The following is a 17,358-nucleotide window of genomic DNA, read 5'->3' as shown; positions in this document are numbered from 1 at the left end:
GTGGGCGCTGGCTGGTTCCGAGCCGCGGGTCACAGAGGATCTCCGGCGGCAAAAAAGAGTTTTCGTTCTACGGGATCGAGGATCATGACGCCCCCTACCCCAGTGTCATAGGCGATGGTGGCACCGGGCCGTGTCAGCGCGCGGTGGAAATCTTGGCTGTTCGTATCCGACAGGCATTTCCCGACCAGCGCGGCAGCAGCCAGCGCCTGACGGCCAAACGCGCCGTCCTCAGTCGTCAGCATCTCGTCGGTCAGGGCGTGCGGTGTCTGCCCCTCGGCGCGCACGGCGGCCTTTCCGGTGCTCCGGAAAAACTCTTGCGTTTCAAGGCTGGTCGCGGCCATCGGCATCTCGGGCTTCACATCGTTCAGCGCGGCGCGGAATACGGCAGCGGTGCAGGTCATCTTGCTGTTAAAAAACAGGGTGTCCCCAAGCGTGAAATACTGCTCAAGGCTGGTACGCAGCTTTTTTTCGCTGTGCAGGTTGCAGCCAGACAAAAGCGTGATGCTGGTGGCGGCGACAAGGGGGATATGACGCAGAAAGTTCATCCCTCACCCTCGTCGATCACGGACAGCACCGCGTCGCCCTGAATCTGTGGCGCAAACTCGCTCAGTTGCTGGCGAATACCATTAGCGGCGGCTGGTTTGGTTGCATAAAAACTGACTTCATACCCACCAAGAAATGCCCGGCCACCTGTGAAAGTCAGCGTCCCAACCTTGATCCAGTCCGAACCAATGCCCTCATCAATCCAGCGATCATAGATAATGGCCAGTTCAACCCCAGCCTCATCAACAAGGTCTGCAGCCCAGCCAGGATAGGGATCATCCAGCCGAATTTTCAAAGCGTCATAAGACGCCAGGCCCCACAGGTCGAGCACCTGGTTGTCGTTGGCCCAGACCACATATCCCAGATCATTCACAGCAACAGGTTTCTGGTACACCTCTTTCACGAAGCGGCTCATATTGCCGTGCTGCGAATAGATCGCATTCGGGCCGTTGGTTCCGTTGAACAACAACCACTGGCCATAAGTCGCACCCAGAAAGCCAAAGCCCGCCAAAAGCAATAGGCGCATCGTGTGCAATGTCTCGTCGCGCAGAACGACCATCATCACAAGGCCAAGAACGAAGGTCATGGCGTAAAGCTCGTAGCGTTCGAACCACCCGAATTGGCCCAAAAGCAAATGACCAAATCCGGTGAACGCGGCCGCGATCAACAGGGGGCGCAAGCTGCGATCAATCCCGGGGCGTGCCATCAGGGCGATCGCGCAAAGCACGGTGATCAACAGCACAACGGCTTTGTTGGAAAACAGTTGAACCAGCAGCTTGATCGGCAGATCGGCTGGCGAGAACCGGTCATGCCCGCTGCCAGACAGTTTCGCCATGACCGAGTTGGGCAATGGCTCCAACCCAAGCGATGTCAGGAAATACATGAACCCAGCAACAAGTGCTGATGCAGCCGCGAACAAGCCAACAGCTATCGTCCAGCGCCCCATCAGAAGCAGGACAAGCGCGCCCCCACCTGTCACGGCAAGACCTTCGAACCGGATCATTGGGCCGAGGACCATCCCGGCGATCAAAAGCCAGCTGATGCGGCCTTCGTCCATCTGGATCTGAAGCCCGCGCAGAACGGCAAGGCTGGCCAGAATATGCAGGCTGTGCTCCATTCCGACCATGGCCGCACCAGCGAAGTTAAACGCCAAGGGGCCAAGGGCCGCGAAGGTCAGCATCCAATTCCGCGACGCACCGGTTGCAAACACGATCCGCGCCCAAAGAACGGCCCCCAATATCAGGGACAGAGTGTTCCAGAACAGAGGAAGCCACGCTTGCGCGGCGGTGCCAGCAAAGGCGGTCAGCAAAAAGGGGTAAATCGGCGATGACGCGGCCGAGGTGAACTCGCCCGGGTTTACGCCATAACCACCAGCGGCGATCTGTTCGGCAACCGCAAGGTGGATGTAAACGTCATCGAGCGGGTATTCGAAAACACCCGCCCGGATCAGGGCCACACCCTGATAAAGCGCGAAGGCCACCACGCTGATCAGCACTGACATCAATGTCAGCTGCCCCGGCAAGCGGGACAACGTGGTGGCCTTGGTCATGTTATTCGAACTCCATGATCACTTCGTCAACGGCAAGGCTGTCGCCTGCGCCAGCGTTGATCTTCGATACGACGCCCTTCTTCTCGGCGCGCAGGATGTTCTCCATCTTCATGGCTTCGATCGTGCACAGGGCCTGACCTTCCTGAACTTCCTGACCGACTTCTACGTCGACTTTCACTACCAGACCCGGCATCGGGCAGAGCAGCATTTTCGAGGTATCCGGCGGCAGTTTTTCTGGCATCAAACGGGCCAGCTCGGCCTGACGCGGCGTGCGCACATGCACTTTCAGGTCAGCACCGCGGCTACGCATACGGAAGCCCGAGGTGATCTTGTCGACCTTCAGAACCAGCGGCGAACCATCCACGTCCAGCGTGGCAAGGCTGTCGCCCGGCGTCCAGTCCGAGGCCACGCGCATTTTCGAACCGTCTTCGAACTTGATGGTCGAGCCTTTCTTGTCGGCTTTGATCTTGACCGGGAACTCTTCGCCTTGCAGCGTCACGACCCAGTTCTTGCCAACCTTGCGCTCGTGGTTGTCCATGCGGCCCGAGATACGGGTGCGGCGAATTTCAGCGACGCGATACATGGCAGCAGCCGAAGCAGCGATGCGTTTCAGGGCATCATGGCCCAGCTCAACACCGTCGAAGCCGTCAGGGTACTGTTCCTCGATAAAGGCGGTGGTCATTTCGCCTTTCATGAAGATCGGGTGATCCATCACAGCTGACACGAAGGGCAGGTTGTGGCCAATGCCCTCCAGCTCGAACCCGTCCAGCGCGTTGCGCATGGCTTCGATCGCTTCGTCACGGGTCGGAGCCCAAGTACACAGCTTGGCGATCATCGGGTCGTAGTACATCGAGATCTCGCCGCCTTCAAAGACGCCGGTGTCGTTGCGAACAGCATAGTCCGAACCTTCGATGGCTTCATCGGCCCATTTGCCGTTGGCCTGCATCGGGCCAGCCGCAATCTCTGCGGGCGGGCGATAACGGGTCAGACGACCAATCGAGGGCAAGAAGTTGCGATAGGGATCTTCCGCGTAGACACGGTTTTCGATGGACCAGCCATTGATGCCCACATCGTCCTGAGTGATCGACAGCGGCTCGCCATTGGCGACGCGGATCATCTGCTCGACAAGGTCAACACCGGTGATCAGCTCGGTCACGGGGTGTTCCACCTGCAGACGGGTGTTCATCTCAAGGAAATAGAAGTTCTTGTCGCCATCGACGATGAACTCCACCGTACCGGCCGAGGTATAGCCCACGGCTTTGGCCAGTGCGACCGACTGTTCGCCCATGGCTTTACGAGTGGCTTCATCCAAGAAGGGCGACGGCGCTTCTTCAACAACTTTCTGGTTACGACGCTGGATCGAGCATTCGCGTTCGTTCAAGTAAATTCCGTTGCCATGCGCATCGCACAGAACCTGAATTTCGATGTGACGCGGCTGGGTCACGAACTTCTCGATGAAGATACGGTCGTCACCAAAGCTGCTGGCTGCTTCGTTCTTGGACGACTGGAAACCTTCGCGGGCTTCTTCGTCGTTCCACGCGATCCGCATGCCTTTACCACCGCCACCGGCCGAGGCTTTAATCATCACCGGATAGCCGATCTCGTTCGAGATCTTCACGGCTTCGTCCGCGTCTTCGATCAACCCCATGTAGCCGGGAACGGTCGACACGTTGGCTTCTTGAGCGATCTTCTTCGAGGTGATCTTGTCACCCATCGACACGATCGCACCTTTGGGCGGTCCGACAAACGCGACGCCTGCATCTTCCAATGCTTCAGCAAACTTCGAGTTCTCAGACAGGAAGCCATAGCCGGGGTGAACCGCTTCGGCACCGGAATCTTTGATCGCCTGCATCACTTTATCGATGACGATGTAGGATTGGTTGGCAGGGGGCGGGCCGATGTGAACGGCTTCGTCTGCCATTTTCACATGAAGCGCGTTACGGTCGGCGTCTGAATAGATCGCCACCGTTTTGATGCCCATTTTGCGGGCAGTCTTGATCACGCGGCAAGCGATCTCGCCTCGGTTCGCAATCAGGATCTTGTTGAACATGTCCTGTCCTTTCGGTTCATGTGAGGGCGTGACACCGTGAAGCGTCCCGCAGATTGACATAGAAAAGCCCGCCGGACCGGGTGGTCTCGGCAGGCCGATTGTGTGTGAAGGATCCGCTTTGGGCGGAGCCAGAGAATTTCAGATTAGTTGCAGATACCGACGCCGACGTCATCGCACAGCGCACCTGCGCCCGCACCGATGACTGCCCCGGTAAGAAGGTTGCCGCTGGTTGCTTTTGCGACCACTGCGCCTGTAGCTGCGCCAACGCCGGCACGCTGAAGGTCATTCCACTGACATCCTGCCAGCACGGCAAGGGCAAACGCCCCGACGAAAAGCTTTCTGTACTGCATGTGTGACTGCCTCTTTCAGAGTTTATTCTAGCAGTCATTGTGCCCCGATAACGGGTATTGCCCAAGGCGTTTTTTCGCGATGCGCGGCGCATTGCGTGGCGCGCAGAGCTATCTATGCGCGAAAAAAGGCCCGGTTCAGACGCAAACGCGCTGAACCGGGTAGAAGAAGGGGAAGGGTAATGGTTTCGACAAACCATTGCAGAGAACGGGGATATGTTCTCTGCGTGATTTGCATGTTGGCATGAACCAAAGCAATCACAACCCCTCGCCAGACGCACCCCGTCCGGTTGGGCTGTTTTTTGCCGGTTGGTATACAATGCGGGCGAATTCATGCCGATTGTTCCTCGAACGCATCCGGAAACGCAGCCCGCGCACGGGCTTCATCGATGACCAAAAGCGCTTCATAGTCTTCAGGATCAAATGGGTCCTGCGCTGGCAGCACCTCTCTCTCGAACAGCCACGACAGGCGTCCGGCATCCAGATTGCCACGTTCGAACGGCTGATCTCCGAAATAGTCCCAGAGTGCTTTCATAAAGCCCGTGTCTGCACGTCGATCTGCCGGCCTACGGTCGGCATAGCGTTCGCGCGCAGCCAGCTTCGTCGCCCCGGTCTTGCTGGCGCGACGAATGGTAAACTGAAAATCCGTACCCGTAAGACGTCCGGGGAAGCCTTTGTGCTTCAACATATAAGGCAGCGCCATCAGAACCCGTCCCAAACACACACCCCGTCTTCGGGGCGAAAAGCTTCGAAAAACTGGGTCGCATCCATGTCTGAGACACCGAACTCGACCCAACGATCTGCCAGAACGATCACGATCTGCTCTGGCTCTGTATCCGTGATCTTGGACAAGTGCGGCAGCACATAGTCCTGACAGATCGCGGCCATATCCTCTTCCGCTTGCGAGAAGGCTATGCTTCCCGTGTTGCGGGAAATCTCAGGTGCCAGAAACCGGACATGGATTGCCGATCCCCCCTGATTGCCATCCTGCTGATTGATCTCAAGCAGAGTGACTGTCTGGCCTGACGGGACCGTAAGCGACATGCCTTCGGACCAGTCATCCTGAGATGCTGCAAGCATCGTCGGCGCGGTTAGGGATAGGGCCAGGGTGGCAACATGCGCTGCCACCCCGGTCAGGCCACGAAGGCCCAGATATCCCGCCGTGCGACCCATGATCACAGCGGAATATTGTCGTGCTTCTTCCAAGGGTTCTGAAGCTTCTTGCCACGCAGCGAGGCGAAGGCACGGCTGATGCGGCGACGCGACGAACGCGGCTGGATAACCTCGTCGATGAAGCCGCGCTCGGCAGCCACGAACGGGTTGGCAAAGCGATCTTCATAATCCTGCGTACGCTGCGCGATCTTCTCGGCATCGTCCAGTTCAGAACGGTACAGGATCTCGGTCGCGCCTTTTGCACCCATAACTGCGATCTCAGCAGTCGGCCAAGCATAGTTGAAGTCGCCGCGCAGGTGCTTGGACGCCATAACGTCATAGGCACCACCGTAAGCTTTACGCGTGATCAGCGTGACTTTCGGAACCGTGGCTTCGCCGTAAGCGAACAGCAGTTTCGCACCATGCTTGATAACGCCGCCATATTCTTGGCTTGTACCCGGCAGGAAGCCCGGCACGTCGACCAGTGTCAGGATCGGAATTTCAAACGCATCACAGAAGCGGACGAAACGCGCAGCTTTGCGCGAGCTGTCGATGTCCAAACAGCCAGCCAGAACCATCGGCTGGTTGGCCACAACGCCCACTGTCTGCCCTTCCAGGCGGATATAACCGGTGATGATGTTCTTGGCGTAGTCTTCCTGAATCTCGAAGAAGTCGCCCTCATCACCAAGCTTGGTGATCAGCTCTTTCATGTCATAGGGCGAGTTCGGGTTGTCGGGGATCAGCGTATCAAGGCTGTCATCCACACGGGCCGGATCGTCGAAGAACGGACGAACAGGTGCCTTGTCGCGGTTGTTCAGCGGAAGGAAGTCGACCAGACGGCGCACTTCGCTCAGCGCTTCGACGTCGTTTTCAAACGCGCCGTCAGCGACCGACGACTTCTTGGTGTGAGTCGAGGCACCGCCAAGTTCCTCGGCTGTCACCACTTCGTTGGTCACGGTTTTTACAACGTCGGGACCGGTCACGAACATGTACGAGCTGTCTTTCACCATGAAGATGAAGTCGGTCATGGCGGGCGAATACACGGCACCACCGGCGCACGGGCCCATGATCACCGAAATCTGCGGCACCACGCCCGAAGCCATGATGTTGCGCTGGAATACTTCGGCGTAGCCTGCAAGCGACGCCACGCCTTCCTGAATACGCGCACCACCAGAATCGTTGATGCCGATCACAGGCGCGCCGTTTTGCATTGCCATGTCCATGATCTTGCAGATCTTTTCAGCATGGGTTTCCGACAGCGAACCACCGAAGACGGTGAAGTCCTGCGAGAACACATAGACCAGACGACCGTTGATCGTACCCCAACCGGTGATGACACCGTCGCCCGCGGGCTTGTCGGCTTCCATGCCGAACTCGGTGCAGCGATGGGTTTTGAACATGTCGAACTCTTCAAACGAGTCCTCATCCAGCAGCAGCTCGACTCGCTCGCGTGCGGTCAGCTTGCCTTTTTTGTGCTGGCTATCAATCCGACGCTGACCGCCCCCAAGACGGGCTTTCTCGCGGCGGCTTTCAAGTTCTTGGAGAATATCTTTCATTTGGCGGCACTCCTTGATTTCGCCGCAAACTAGCCTGCCCTGACGGCAGCGGGAAGCAAAAAGAGGCGAATTTGCAAATTAAATGCAAGTATGCTAGTGCAAATTGCAAATATGCGAAGTCAGGAGGCTCCGATGGCCACACAAAAGCTCTATGCCGGCGTGAAATTGCGCGAAATTCGTTCTCGCCTAAACCTGACCCAAAAAGCTTTCGCCGAGAAGCTGGGCGTCAGCCTTCCCTACCTCAACCAGATGGAAAATAACAACCGCCCCGTGTCTACGGGTGTGGTTTTGGCTTTGGCGCAGGAATTCGGGTTTGATGTAGCTGAATTGTCCACCGGGGACGCCGAACGGCTGGTCACAGATATGCGCGAGGCTTTTGCCGACCCTGTCTTCTCAGACATCCCCCCTTTGGCGGATTTGCGGCTTGCTGCATCGAATGCCCCTGCCCTCGCCCATGCGCTTTTGGAACTTCATCGCGCCTACAGGCTTGGGCACGAGCGGCTCGCGTCAATGGATCAAAACATCGGCGCAGACGACACACCAAACCAAGCCAGCCCTTGGGAAGAGGTTCGCGACTTCTTTCACTATTGTGACAACTACATAGATGCGGTGGACCGCGCGGCCGAACACTTTGCACAAACGGGCAAGACGCGCGGTCTGGATCAGGCCGCGATGGCCGAAGCTGTACTGAACGACCGCGGCATCACCTTGAACCGCGAGGACGTCGACAAAGTGCGCAGTTATGACGTCGACCGACGAGTGCTGACCCTGTCGACCCGACCTCCACGTGCCACGCAAGAATTCCAGCTGCTGATGCAGGTCGCACTTCTTACGCAAGATGCATTGCTGGAGGCCACGCTAGACTTCGCGCGGTTCCAAACCGAAGAAGCGCGCGCCATCGCCAAACTTGGGCTTGCAAACTACTTCGCGGGCGCTGCTCTTCTGCCTTATGAGCAGTTTCTTGCCGCCGCCCACGAGACACGTCACGACCTTGAACGTCTGGCGGATCGGTTCGGCGCGTCGGTTGAACAAGTGGCCCATCGCCTGTCGACATTGCAGCGCCCCGGATCGAAGGGCATCCCCTTCTTTTTCGTGCGCGTGGATCAAGCGGGCACGATTACCAAACGCCACTCGGCCACGCGGATGCAATTCGCTCGTTTTGGTGGGGCCTGCCCCCTGTGGAATGTCCACCAAGCCTTTGAAACTCCTGGCCGTTTCCTGCGCCAACTGGCGCAGACGCCGGATGGAATACGGTACTTCTGCCTGGCCCGAAACGTCACGAAATCCGGTGGCAGTTTTGATGCGCCGGTGCGCCGCTATGCGATTGGACTGGGATGCGAGGTGAAACACGCAGGTGCACTGGTCTATGCGGATGATCTGGACGTCTCGAACGATGCCGCGTTTGAACCCATCGGTATCTCTTGCCGTATCTGCGAACGTCAGTTGTGTCACCAACGCTCGGTTCCTCCCCTTGAACGCAAGTTGCAAGTCGACCCATATTCGCGCGGAACGCTTCCTTACGAGATCACACGATGAACAAGTTCTTCCTTCCTATCCTGCTGGCCCTGACCTTTCTGGTTGCTTCGGGACCGCAACCCGTGCGCGCCGAAAGCCTCGCGACTCAGATGGAGCGGCGCATTTTCTATCAATTCAGCGAGAAACGCCGCAACCCGGCAAGAACCGATGAGCGCCTGCAAGAGGTCATCTATAAAGGTTTGGTTCTTTGGGTCGGAAAGCCCAAACGCGGCAAGCCCACGGTGATGTATCTTCCCGGCTCAGGCGGGAACCTTCATTCGCGGGGCCACAAGTTTCGGTGGTTCCTGAACAAAGGCTATGGTGTCGTTGCGATGGCTTATCCCGGTATGGCGGGCAGCAAGGGGCGGCCCAGTCGCCAGAAGATTCAAAGCCTTGCCAACCAATTGTATCGGGACATTCCCAAAATGACCGGCAGCAAGCAGATCGTCTTGATGGGGGAAAGCCTTGGCACAGGGGTTGCACTTGCGATTGCCGCCGGGAAGCCGGGACGCGCCAACCCACCCTCTGCCGTTATTCTACAAGCACCGTATACGTCACTAGTGGATCTGACCGCAGCTAAGAACCCTGCCCTACTGCCGTTCGTTGCGGGCCGAGACGACCTGTGGCCGTCCAAACGTGCGATACAGAAGGTCAAAGCACCAACATTCATCATGCATGGGAAAAAGGACAAAACAGTTCCTTTCCGAATGGGTGAACGATTGTTCAAGCTGTCTCCTGCCAAGAACAAGTACTTGGCTGCGCGCAAGAATTCGGGCCATACCTCGGTCTGGAGAAACTCACTGAAACCCTTGAAGCAATGGTTGCTGGACCTCCACGGAAAATAAAAAGGCCGGGCAATTGCCCGGCCTTTCTTTTTGCTTGAACGGTGCCCTTAAGCAGCCGACAGCATCCGATAAATCTCGTCTTTCAGAGCTGCGCGTTTTTTACGCATATCTTCTTCGTTGAACTGATCGGTCGGCTCAACATTGGTCTCGGCCCGGTGAATCGCACGGTTCACATCGTGATATTCGTCCGCCAGTTTCGAGAAATGCGCGTCCGACTGCTTCATTTCGGTCATTTTCTCAGCAAATTCGGGGAATTCTTCGTGCAGTTCGTGCGGCGTATGTGACATTCGCGTGTCTCCTTAGTTCAAAATCAGGGGAAGTTTGCGTCCAGCAAACCTCCCCCGCTTTGACAGGGATCAAGTCACGCGCTTATCGCTGCGAATTTTGCCAATCCGGGTGGATCCAGGGCTCATCATTTGCAGACGGAAGACGACGGCCCAGAATGTGGTCTGACGCCTTTTCGCCTACCATTATAGACGGCCCGTTCAGGTTCCCATTGGTGATGCGCGGGAAGACCGAACTGTCGGCAACACGCAACCCATCAACTCCAATCACCCGCATTTCCGGATCGACCACTGCCATCGGGTCATCTGCGCGTCCCATTCGGCACGTTCCACAAGGATGATAAGCGCTTTCGGCGTGTTCACAGATGAAGCTGTCGATTTCGTCATCCGTTTGCAGCGCGTTGCCCGGCTGGATCTCGAATTTCACGAACGGCTCGAACGCGGGTTGCGAGAAGATCTCGCGCGTTAGGCGGATACAGGTGCGGAAGTCCTCCCAATCCTGCTCGGTCGACATGTAATTAAAGAAGATGCGCGGGGCATCTTTCGGGTCCGCCGATTTCAGCGTAATTTCTCCGCGTGACGGCGAACGCATCGGGCCGGTATGGGCTTGGAACCCGTGGCCTTCCGCCGCCGCCTGCCCGTCATAGCGCACTGCGATCGGCAAGAAGTGATACTGGATGTCGGGGTATTCGACGCCCGCCTTCGAGCGGATAAACGCCGCACTTTCGAACTGGTTCGACGCGCCCAGACCGGTTTTTGTAAACAGCCACTGCGCGCCCAGAATGCCTTTCCAGATAAGGTTCCAGTAACGATACAGCGTGATCGGTTTCTTCGAAGCATACTGCATATAGACCTCAAGGTGGTCTTGCAGGTTTTGCCCAACGCCGGGGCGATCGGCGACAACCTCGATCCCGTGTTCGTTCAGATGCGCCGCGGGACCAATGCCCGACAGCATCAACAGTTTGGGCGAGTTGATCGAGCTGGCCGCAATGATCACTTCCGCTTCGGCACGGATCACTTCGATCTTGCCGCCGCGTTCAACCTCGACGCCGACGGCACGGCCGTCTTCAATGACAATCTTGCGGGCGAAGGCGCGGATTAGCTCGCAGTTCTCGCGTTCCAGAGCCGGACGGATATAGGCGTTGGCCGCTGACCAACGCCGCCCTTTCCAGACGGTCTGCTCCATCGGGCCGAAGCCCTCTTGTTTCTGGCCGTTATAGTCGTCGGTCACCTCGTATCCGGCCTGCTTCCCGGCCTCGACAAAGGCGTGGAACAACGGGTTCTTACGCGGGCCACGGGTCACATGCAGCGGGCCATCTTTGCCGCGCCAATCAGCGTCGCCGCCATGCCCACTGTCATGCCAACTTTCTTGCCGTTTGAAATAGGGCAGCACGTCCGCATAGGACCAGCCATCTGCGCCCTGTTCCGCCCAATGGTCGAAATCCTTAGCGTGACCGCGCACATAGACCATCCCGTTGATCGAGCTGGATCCACCAACGACCTTGCCGCGCGGCGTCACCAGCGTGCGGTTGTCCAGATGCGGTTCAGGTTCGGTCTGGAAGCCCCAATCATAGGTCTTCATATTCATGGGATAGCTCAGTGCCGCGGGCATCTGGATGAACGGCCCGGCATCGGTGCCGCCATGTTCGATCACCAAAACCCGTTTTCCGGCCTCAGCCAGCCGATAGGCCATTGCACAGCCTGCGCTGCCAGCGCCAACGATGATGTATTCTGCTTGCATTGTCTTTCCGTCAGATCAGGGGTTACTCGCCACGGGGGAAGCGAGCGTTTTCTTCAACATTGTCGAGGTTCATGTGGTTGCGCATATAGCGCTCGGAGGCCTTTCGCAGCGGCTGGTAATCCCACGGGAAATAGGCGCCATTGCGCAGCGCTTCGTAGACCACCCAACGGCGGGCCTGACTTTCGCGCACTTCATTGTCATAGGCGTCCAGATCCCAGCGCGCTTCGGATTTCGCGCGCAGCGAGTTCAGCGTGCCCTGATGGTCTGGATCCTCAGCCAAATTCACCAACTCATGTGGGTCGGCCTCCAGATCAAACAGCTGATCAGGGTCCAGTGCGCAGCGATTGTATTTCCACTTGCCATAGCGCAGTGACACGAGCGGCGCATAGGACGCCTCGGCTGCGTATTCCATCGCCACAGGGCTTGCGCGTTCTTCGCCATTTGCCAGCGGCACAAGGCTTTCGCCATCGACCCACGGCTTGACCTCGTCCAGCGAAATCCCGGCCAGATCGGCCATGGTGGGGGTAACGTCTAGCGTCGAAACGGGCGTCTCGACCAAGCCCGGCTCAAGCTCCGGCGCCGAGATCATCAACGGCACGCGCGCCGAGCCTTCATAGAAGTTCATTTTGAACCACAACCCGCGCTCGCCCAGCATGTCGCCATGATCCGAGACGAACAGAATGGTCGCCTCTTGGCGGGTGCTTTCCAGAATATCCAACATCTCGCCAACCTTGTCGTCCAGATACGAGATATTGGCGAAATAGGCACGGCGGGACTTGCGGATGTCGTCTTCGGTGATGTCGAAATTGCGCCAGTCATTTGCGTCAAAAATCCGCTGTGCGTGAGGGTCGTGATCCTCGTACGCTTTGGCAGGCACCTCGGGCAGCAGGTGGTCGCAATCCTCGTACAGGTCCCAGTACTTGCGGCGTGCCACATAGGGGTCATGCGGGTGGGTGAAGCTGACGGTCAGGCACCATGGGCGGTCGTCATGGCCGCGCGCCAGATCGTAAAGCTTGGCGCAGGCGTTATACGCCACCTCGTCATCATACTCCATCTGGTTCGAGATCTCGGCGACCCCTGCCCCAGTGACGGAGCCCATATTGTGATACCACCAATCAATTCGCTCGCCGGGCTTGCGATAATCTGGCGTCCAGCCGAAATCGGCGGGGTAAATATCGGTGGTCAAACGCTCTTCAAACCCGTGCATTTGGTCAGGGCCGACAAAGTGCATCTTACCCGACAGCGCGGTCTGATAGCCCGCACGGCGCAGGTGGTGCGCATAGGTCGGAATGTCCGACGCGAACTCTGCCGCATTGTCATAGACCTTGGTCCGGCGCGGTAGCAGACCCGACATGAAGCTGGCCCGCCCCGGCGCGCAAAGCGGGCTGGCAGTATAGGCGTTCTTAAATCGAACCGAGCGTTCGGCCAGTTTTTTCAAGTTTGGTGCATGCAGCCAATCCGCCGGCCCATCCGGGAAAAGCGTCCCGTTCAACTGATCCACCATGATGATCAGGATATTTGGGTTCGTCATGCGTGGGTCTCCAGAATGATATCAAGGCAGGCCAAAACACGGTCACAGGCGCGTTTGCCACTTGGGGTTTCTTCGCGCAGTGCGTGGCGGATATAGAGCCCGTCGATCATCGAAGCGAGCGTGTCGGCAACCTCGTGCGCATCCTCGCCCACCAGAGGGCGCAGATCATGCACAAGGTTCGAATGCAGCCGGTGCTGATAGACGCGCAGAAGCCGCCGCGCACCATCATTGCTTTGCGACATTACATAAAAATTCAGCCACGCACTGATCACCTCGGGGCGAAAGTTGCCCGCTTCAAAGTTGGCGCGAATGATCGCCTCGACCCGCTCGCGCGGGGTCTTGTCCCCCAACACGGCGGCGCGCACCTGCGCACCATAGACCGACAAGATGTGACGCATCGCAGCCAGAAAAATCTGATCCTTCCCACCGAAATAGTGATGCGCCAAGGCGCTGGATACTCCAGCGCGCTTGGCAATTTGCGTCACGGTCACATCAAGGCTTCCAGCACGGCCGATCTCGTCGATCGTGGCCTGCACCAGCGCGCCTTTCCGAATGGGTTCCATCCCCAGCTTTGGCATATGCCTCTCCGATTTGCGGTGCGTCAGGGTTGCTTTTTTTAATTGACTCGTCAATCAATAAAAAGCACCGTCTGCACCAATGAAGCCGGTTCCACCTTTGCGCAGCCTGCGTTAGGGTCACGCCGAGCGGTCTGCATATGCGGGCCCCGGCCAATAAAACCGCACCAAAAAACAGGGAGCGAACATATGAAACTCAAATCCACACTCTCAGCCATCGCATTGTCGGCTGTCGCGACGACCGCCTTTGCTGACGGCCACTGCGACAAGGTTACCTTCTCGGATGTGGGCTGGACCGACATCACGGCAACCACTGCGGCGACCACCGTAGTTCTGGAAGCACTCGGTTATGAGACCGACATCAAGGTTCTGTCCGTGCCCGTGACCTATACCTCGATGGCGGAAGGCGACATTGACGTCTTCCTTGGCAACTGGATGCCCACGATGGAGGCCGACATCGCGCCCTATCGCGAAGCTGGTACCGTTGACACCGTGCGCACCAACCTTGAAGGCGCGAAGTACACGCTGGCCGTAAACAAGGCTGCTAGCGACATGGGCATCAAGGATTTCGCTGACATCGCTGCTAAGGCGGATGCGCTGGAAGGCAAGATCTATGGCATCGAGCCGGGCAACGACGGCAACCGCCTGATCCAGTCGATGATCGATGGCAACTCGTTTGGCCTTGAAGGCTTTGAAGTAGCTGAAAGCTCCGAGCAGGGCATGCTGGCACAGGTTGCCCGCGCCGACAAAAAAGGCGAGCCGATCGTCTTCCTGGGCTGGGAACCCCACCCGATGAACGCCAACTTTGAAATGTCCTACCTGACCGGTGGCGACGATTTCTTCGGCCCGAACTTGGGTGGTGCCGTGGTCGACACCAACACCCGTGCAGGTTACGTGGCTGAATGTGCCAACACCGGTAAGCTGCTGCAAAACCTCAGCTTCTCGCTGGCAATGGAAAACGAGATCATGGGTGCGATCCTGAATGACGGCCAAGATCCTGCTGACGCTGCCAAAGCGTGGTTGGCTGCGAACCCCGACGCCTACATGGCATGGCTGGACGGCGTGACCACCAAAGATGGTGGCGATGCCGTGGCTGCTGTCAAAGCTTCGCTGGGCATGTAAACCCAACACATTATGGAACGCGCCGGGGATCTTCCCGGCGCGTTTCGTTTTGACATCCTGAAGACCCTGATATGACACTTGCCACGCTTGCCCTGTTTATTCCGGCCTGCTTCGCGCTGAACATCGCGCCGGGGCCAAATAATGTATTGGCCTTTTCGAACGGTGCACGACGCGGATTTCTGGTGGGACTTGCCGGTGGTATGGGGCGTATGCTGCCCTTTGCAGCAATGATCCTGTTGGTTGGCGTCGGTCTGGGCGCAATTCTGGCCACGTCGGAAGCTGCGTTCAATGCGGTGAAATATGCGGGTGCAGCCTATCTGATCTATGTCGGGTGGCGCATGTGGCAAGCGAAACCGCAGGCCGAGACCACGGCCGCTTCGAACGACCCAATCACCGCGCTGATCCGCCGTGACTTTCTGATCGCCATCGGCAATCCGAAAGCCATCGCGATCTTTACCGCATTCTTCCCGCAATTCACCGACCTTGCCCAACCGCTCGCCCCGCAATACGCGCTTCTTGGCGGGCTGTTTCTGGTGCTCGAGTGTCTTGCGGTCGCACTTTATGCCGGGTTCGGCGCAGGCTTCCAAGGCCTACTGTCCCCGAAGCGCCTGTACAACTTGAACAAAGGTGTTGGCTGCTTCCTGATCTTCTCTGGCCTTGCCCTGGCCCTAAATGAAAGGCACTGACACGTGGACTGGATGACAGACACCAAGATACCGGTCGGCAAAACCATCTCGGATGGGTTTGACTGGCTGACCGATGCGTTTGGCCCCTTCTTTGACTTTGTCGATGAGGTGCTCAGCAACGGGATCGATGGGTTCCTTTGGCTGCTGCAGTACCCGCCTGCCCTTCTGATCGTGGCGCTTCTGGGCGCACTGACTTTCTATATCCAGCGCAGCTGGGGCCGCGTGGCAGTCGTCGTCCTGTGCTTCCTTTACGTCCTAAACCAAGGCTACTGGGAAGAGACCACAGAAAGCCTGACGCTGATCGTCTTCTCGGTTCTGTTTTGTATGGGGGTCGGCGTTCCCATCGGCATCTATGCCGCCCACCGCCCCCGGTTTTTCAAAGCGATCTTGCCCGTTCTGGACATGATGCAAACGATCCCAACCTTCGTGTATCTGATTCCGATGATCGTACTGTTTGGCATCGGTATGGTACCGGGTCTTGTCGCCACCTTTATCTTCGTGATCCCTGCCCCGATCCGCCTGACCCAATTGGGTGTTAGCCAAGTTCCAACGGCGCTGACCGAAGCAGGACAGGCGTTCGGCGCAACCCGGATGCAAACCCTGTGGAAGATCGAGCTGCCCTCGGCTTTCCCACAGATCATGACCGGCCTGAACCAGACCATCATGCTGTCGCTGTCGATGGTCGTCATCGCCGCCCTTGTTGGCGCGGACGGCCTTGGTGTGCCTGTTGTGCGTGCCCTGAACACGGTGAACGCTTCGCTTGGTTTTGAAAGCGGATTGGTCATCGTGGCCGTCGCCATCGCCCTTGACCGAATGTTGCGCGTGGAGACCAAATCATGACCGCTGTAGAATTTGATAATGTCTCGATCGTATTCGGCGACAAACCCGAAAGCGCCCTGCCTGGCATGGACGCAGGAAAAGACCGCTCGGAAGTAAAGGCTGAAACAGGTCAGGTGCTGGGCGTCCACGATTGCTCTCTGTCCGTCGCGGAAGGTGAAATTCTAGTGCTGATGGGGCTGTCGGGCTCTGGCAAGTCCACGCTTCTGCGCGGCGTGAACGCACTGAATCCGGTGGTGCGTGGTTGTGTCCGCGTGAATGACGGAAACGGTCTGGTCGACGTGACCAATGCCGACGCGGGCACCCTGCGTCGCATCCGCCAGAACCACGTTGCGATGGTCTTCCAACAGTTCGGCCTTCTACCGTGGCGCACAGTGCGCGAGAATGTTGGGCTGGGGCTGGAACTGGCAGGAATGGCGAAAGCCGAACATAAAGCCCGTGTGGACGAGCAGTTAGAGTTGGTAAATCTCAGCGAATGGGCCAACCGCAAGGTCGGCGAGCTGTCGGGCGGCATGCAGCAACGTGTGGGGCTTGCCCGCGCCTTTGCGACCCAAGCACCGATCCTGCTGATGGACGAGCCGTTCTCGGCCCTTGATCCGCTTATCCGTGCCCGCTTGCAGGACGAGTTGATCGAGCTTCAGCAGCGCCTGAAACGCACCATTATCTTCGTGAGCCACGATCTGGATGAGGCGTTCAAACTGGGCGACCGCATCGCGATCATGGAAGGCGGGCGCATCGTACAATGCGGCACGCCGCGCGACATCTTCACAAATCCAGTGAACGAATATGTGGCGGACTTCGTCGCGCATATGAACCCGCTGGGCGTACTGACCGCACGCGACGTGATGACGGACGGGGCCTCGGCCGCGTCGGTCAGCGTTGATGTAGCGGATCATGTGGATGTGGTGATGAAAGCCCTGTCGGGCCAAGACGAGATCAGCGTGACCGAGGCGGGGCAATCCGTCGGGCGGATCACGGCAGATGCAGTTATGGCACGACTTCTGGATCCGCGCAGTTAACAGTGC

17 protein-coding genes are annotated in these 17,358 nt (G+C 57.9%); 6 read left to right on the top strand and 11 right to left on the bottom strand.

Features of this window, described 5'->3' with window-relative positions:
* Positions 1 to 29 precede the first annotated feature (29 nt).
* The 7 genes from ACP15F_RS03475 to ACP15F_RS03445 form a co-directional block, all read right to left on the bottom strand.
* Positions 30 to 545 carry a hypothetical protein gene (locus tag ACP15F_RS03475; protein WP_424939449.1) on the bottom strand — a complete coding sequence of 172 codons (516 nt, stop codon included), beginning with the start codon at positions 543 to 545 and terminating at the stop codon, positions 30 to 32.
* The gene (locus ACP15F_RS03470) at positions 542 to 2,092 is read right to left on the bottom strand and encodes a hypothetical protein (protein WP_424939448.1); all 1,551 of its coding nucleotides are present in this window, start codon (positions 2,090 to 2,092) and stop codon (positions 542 to 544) included. Before ACP15F_RS03470 ends, ACP15F_RS03475 begins: the two co-directional genes overlap by 4 nt.
* Before the next feature lies 1 nt (position 2,093).
* The gene (locus ACP15F_RS03465; RefSeq protein WP_424939447.1) at positions 2,094 to 4,142 is read right to left on the bottom strand and encodes an acetyl-CoA carboxylase biotin carboxylase subunit; all 2,049 of its coding nucleotides are present in this window, start codon (positions 4,140 to 4,142) and stop codon (positions 2,094 to 2,096) included.
* Positions 4,143 to 4,285: 143 nt separating this feature from the next.
* Positions 4,286 to 4,492, bottom strand: coding sequence for a lipoprotein (locus ACP15F_RS03460; protein WP_108855749.1), 207 nt, complete (start codon positions 4,490 to 4,492; stop codon positions 4,286 to 4,288).
* A 328-nt stretch (positions 4,493 to 4,820) separates the two neighbouring features.
* Positions 4,821 to 5,177, bottom strand: a complete 357-nt coding sequence (locus ACP15F_RS03455) for a hypothetical protein (protein WP_424940933.1) — start codon at positions 5,175 to 5,177, stop codon at positions 4,821 to 4,823.
* Positions 5,178 to 5,191: 14 nt separating this feature from the next.
* Positions 5,192 to 5,695, bottom strand: coding sequence for a DUF6497 family protein (locus ACP15F_RS03450; protein ID WP_424939446.1), 504 nt, complete (start codon positions 5,693 to 5,695; stop codon positions 5,192 to 5,194).
* Positions 5,665 to 7,197 carry an acyl-CoA carboxylase subunit beta gene (locus tag ACP15F_RS03445; RefSeq protein WP_163037089.1) on the bottom strand — a complete coding sequence of 511 codons (1,533 nt, stop codon included), beginning with the start codon at positions 7,195 to 7,197 and terminating at the stop codon, positions 5,665 to 5,667. The genes ACP15F_RS03450 and ACP15F_RS03445 overlap by 31 nt, the downstream gene beginning before the upstream one ends.
* A gap of 132 nt (positions 7,198 to 7,329) precedes the next feature.
* On the opposite strand from ACP15F_RS03445, the gene ACP15F_RS03440 reads away from it, so the two are divergent.
* Positions 7,330 to 8,733, top strand: coding sequence for a helix-turn-helix domain-containing protein (locus ACP15F_RS03440; RefSeq protein ID WP_424939445.1), 1,404 nt, complete (start codon positions 7,330 to 7,332; stop codon positions 8,731 to 8,733).
* Positions 8,730 to 9,557 (top strand): alpha/beta hydrolase, encoded by an 828-nt coding sequence (locus ACP15F_RS03435; RefSeq protein ID WP_424939444.1) that lies wholly within the window; start codon positions 8,730 to 8,732, stop codon positions 9,555 to 9,557. Before ACP15F_RS03440 ends, ACP15F_RS03435 begins: the two co-directional genes overlap by 4 nt.
* Before the next feature lie 47 nt (positions 9,558 to 9,604).
* On the opposite strand, the gene ACP15F_RS03430 is transcribed toward ACP15F_RS03435, so the two are convergent.
* From ACP15F_RS03430 to betI, 4 genes are all read right to left on the bottom strand, one after another.
* Positions 9,605 to 9,844: a YdcH family protein gene (locus ACP15F_RS03430; protein ID WP_424939443.1), complete on the bottom strand. Its 240-nt coding sequence runs from the start codon at positions 9,842 to 9,844 to the stop codon at positions 9,605 to 9,607.
* An 82-nt stretch (positions 9,845 to 9,926) separates the two neighbouring features.
* A complete protein-coding gene (gene betA / locus ACP15F_RS03425; RefSeq protein ID WP_424939442.1) occupies positions 9,927 to 11,582 on the bottom strand; it encodes a choline dehydrogenase in 1,656 nt (551 codons plus the stop codon).
* A 22-nt stretch (positions 11,583 to 11,604) separates the two neighbouring features.
* Positions 11,605 to 13,113 (bottom strand): choline-sulfatase, encoded by a 1,509-nt coding sequence (gene betC / locus ACP15F_RS03420; protein WP_424939441.1) that lies wholly within the window; start codon positions 13,111 to 13,113, stop codon positions 11,605 to 11,607.
* Positions 13,110 to 13,691 carry a choline-binding transcriptional repressor BetI gene (gene betI, locus ACP15F_RS03415; protein WP_424939440.1) on the bottom strand — a complete coding sequence of 194 codons (582 nt, stop codon included), beginning with the start codon at positions 13,689 to 13,691 and terminating at the stop codon, positions 13,110 to 13,112. The genes betC and betI overlap by 4 nt, the downstream gene beginning before the upstream one ends.
* A gap of 186 nt (positions 13,692 to 13,877) precedes the next feature.
* On the opposite strand from betI, the gene choX reads away from it, so the two are divergent.
* The 4 genes from choX (at position 13,878) to choV (ending at position 17,352) form a co-directional block, all read left to right on the top strand.
* Positions 13,878 to 14,810, top strand: coding sequence for a choline ABC transporter substrate-binding protein (gene choX / locus ACP15F_RS03410; protein ID WP_424939439.1), 933 nt, complete (start codon positions 13,878 to 13,880; stop codon positions 14,808 to 14,810).
* Positions 14,811 to 14,881: 71 nt separating this feature from the next.
* Positions 14,882 to 15,496: a LysE family translocator gene (locus ACP15F_RS03405; RefSeq protein ID WP_424939438.1), complete on the top strand. Its 615-nt coding sequence runs from the start codon at positions 14,882 to 14,884 to the stop codon at positions 15,494 to 15,496.
* 3 nt (positions 15,497 to 15,499) lie between these two features.
* On the top strand, positions 15,500 to 16,336 hold the full coding sequence (gene choW / locus ACP15F_RS03400; protein WP_424939437.1) for a choline ABC transporter permease subunit: 837 nt from the start codon (positions 15,500 to 15,502) through the stop codon (positions 16,334 to 16,336).
* Entirely contained in the window at positions 16,333 to 17,352 is a 1,020-nt protein-coding gene (gene choV / locus ACP15F_RS03395; protein WP_424939436.1) for a choline ABC transporter ATP-binding protein, read from the top strand. Before choW ends, choV begins: the two co-directional genes overlap by 4 nt.
* The last annotated feature ends 6 nt before the right edge of the window (positions 17,353 to 17,358 follow it).

Origin of the sequence: Aliiroseovarius sp. S253 (assembly GCF_049800855.1) — a bacterium.
Taxonomy (GTDB): Bacteria; Pseudomonadota; Alphaproteobacteria; order Rhodobacterales; family Rhodobacteraceae; genus Aliiroseovarius.
The sequence above is the reverse complement of the archived record's forward strand: the minus strand, read 5'-3'. Positions and strand labels throughout refer to the sequence as shown.

What these genes read in the sequence shown, in the direction of transcription:
- ACP15F_RS03475 (WP_424939449.1), bottom strand. Translation starts at nt 545, where the DNA reads ATGAACTTTCTGCGTCATATCCCCCTTGTCGCCGCCACCAGCATCACG.
- ACP15F_RS03470 (WP_424939448.1), bottom strand. Translation starts at nt 2,092, where the DNA reads ATGACCAAGGCCACCACGTTGTCCCGCTTGCCGGGGCAGCTGACATTG.
- ACP15F_RS03465 (WP_424939447.1), bottom strand. Translation starts at nt 4,142, where the DNA reads ATGTTCAACAAGATCCTGATTGCGAACCGAGGCGAGATCGCTTGCCGC.
- ACP15F_RS03460 (WP_108855749.1), bottom strand. Translation starts at nt 4,492, where the DNA reads ATGCAGTACAGAAAGCTTTTCGTCGGGGCGTTTGCCCTTGCCGTGCTG.
- ACP15F_RS03455 (WP_424940933.1), bottom strand. Translation starts at nt 5,177, where the DNA reads ATGTTGAAGCACAAAGGCTTCCCCGGACGTCTTACGGGTACGGATTTT.
- ACP15F_RS03445 (WP_163037089.1), bottom strand. Translation starts at nt 7,197, where the DNA reads ATGAAAGATATTCTCCAAGAACTTGAAAGCCGCCGCGAGAAAGCCCGT.
- ACP15F_RS03440 (WP_424939445.1), top strand. Translation starts at nt 7,330, where the DNA reads ATGGCCACACAAAAGCTCTATGCCGGCGTGAAATTGCGCGAAATTCGT.
- ACP15F_RS03435 (WP_424939444.1), top strand. Translation starts at nt 8,730, where the DNA reads ATGAACAAGTTCTTCCTTCCTATCCTGCTGGCCCTGACCTTTCTGGTT.
- ACP15F_RS03430 (WP_424939443.1), bottom strand. Translation starts at nt 9,844, where the DNA reads ATGTCACATACGCCGCACGAACTGCACGAAGAATTCCCCGAATTTGCT.
- betA (WP_424939442.1), bottom strand. Translation starts at nt 11,582, where the DNA reads ATGCAAGCAGAATACATCATCGTTGGCGCTGGCAGCGCAGGCTGTGCA.
- betC (WP_424939441.1), bottom strand. Translation starts at nt 13,113, where the DNA reads ATGACGAACCCAAATATCCTGATCATCATGGTGGATCAGTTGAACGGG.
- betI (WP_424939440.1), bottom strand. Translation starts at nt 13,691, where the DNA reads ATGCCAAAGCTGGGGATGGAACCCATTCGGAAAGGCGCGCTGGTGCAG.
- choX (WP_424939439.1), top strand. Translation starts at nt 13,878, where the DNA reads ATGAAACTCAAATCCACACTCTCAGCCATCGCATTGTCGGCTGTCGCG.
- ACP15F_RS03405 (WP_424939438.1), top strand. Translation starts at nt 14,882, where the DNA reads ATGACACTTGCCACGCTTGCCCTGTTTATTCCGGCCTGCTTCGCGCTG.
- choV (WP_424939436.1), top strand. Translation starts at nt 16,333, where the DNA reads ATGACCGCTGTAGAATTTGATAATGTCTCGATCGTATTCGGCGACAAA.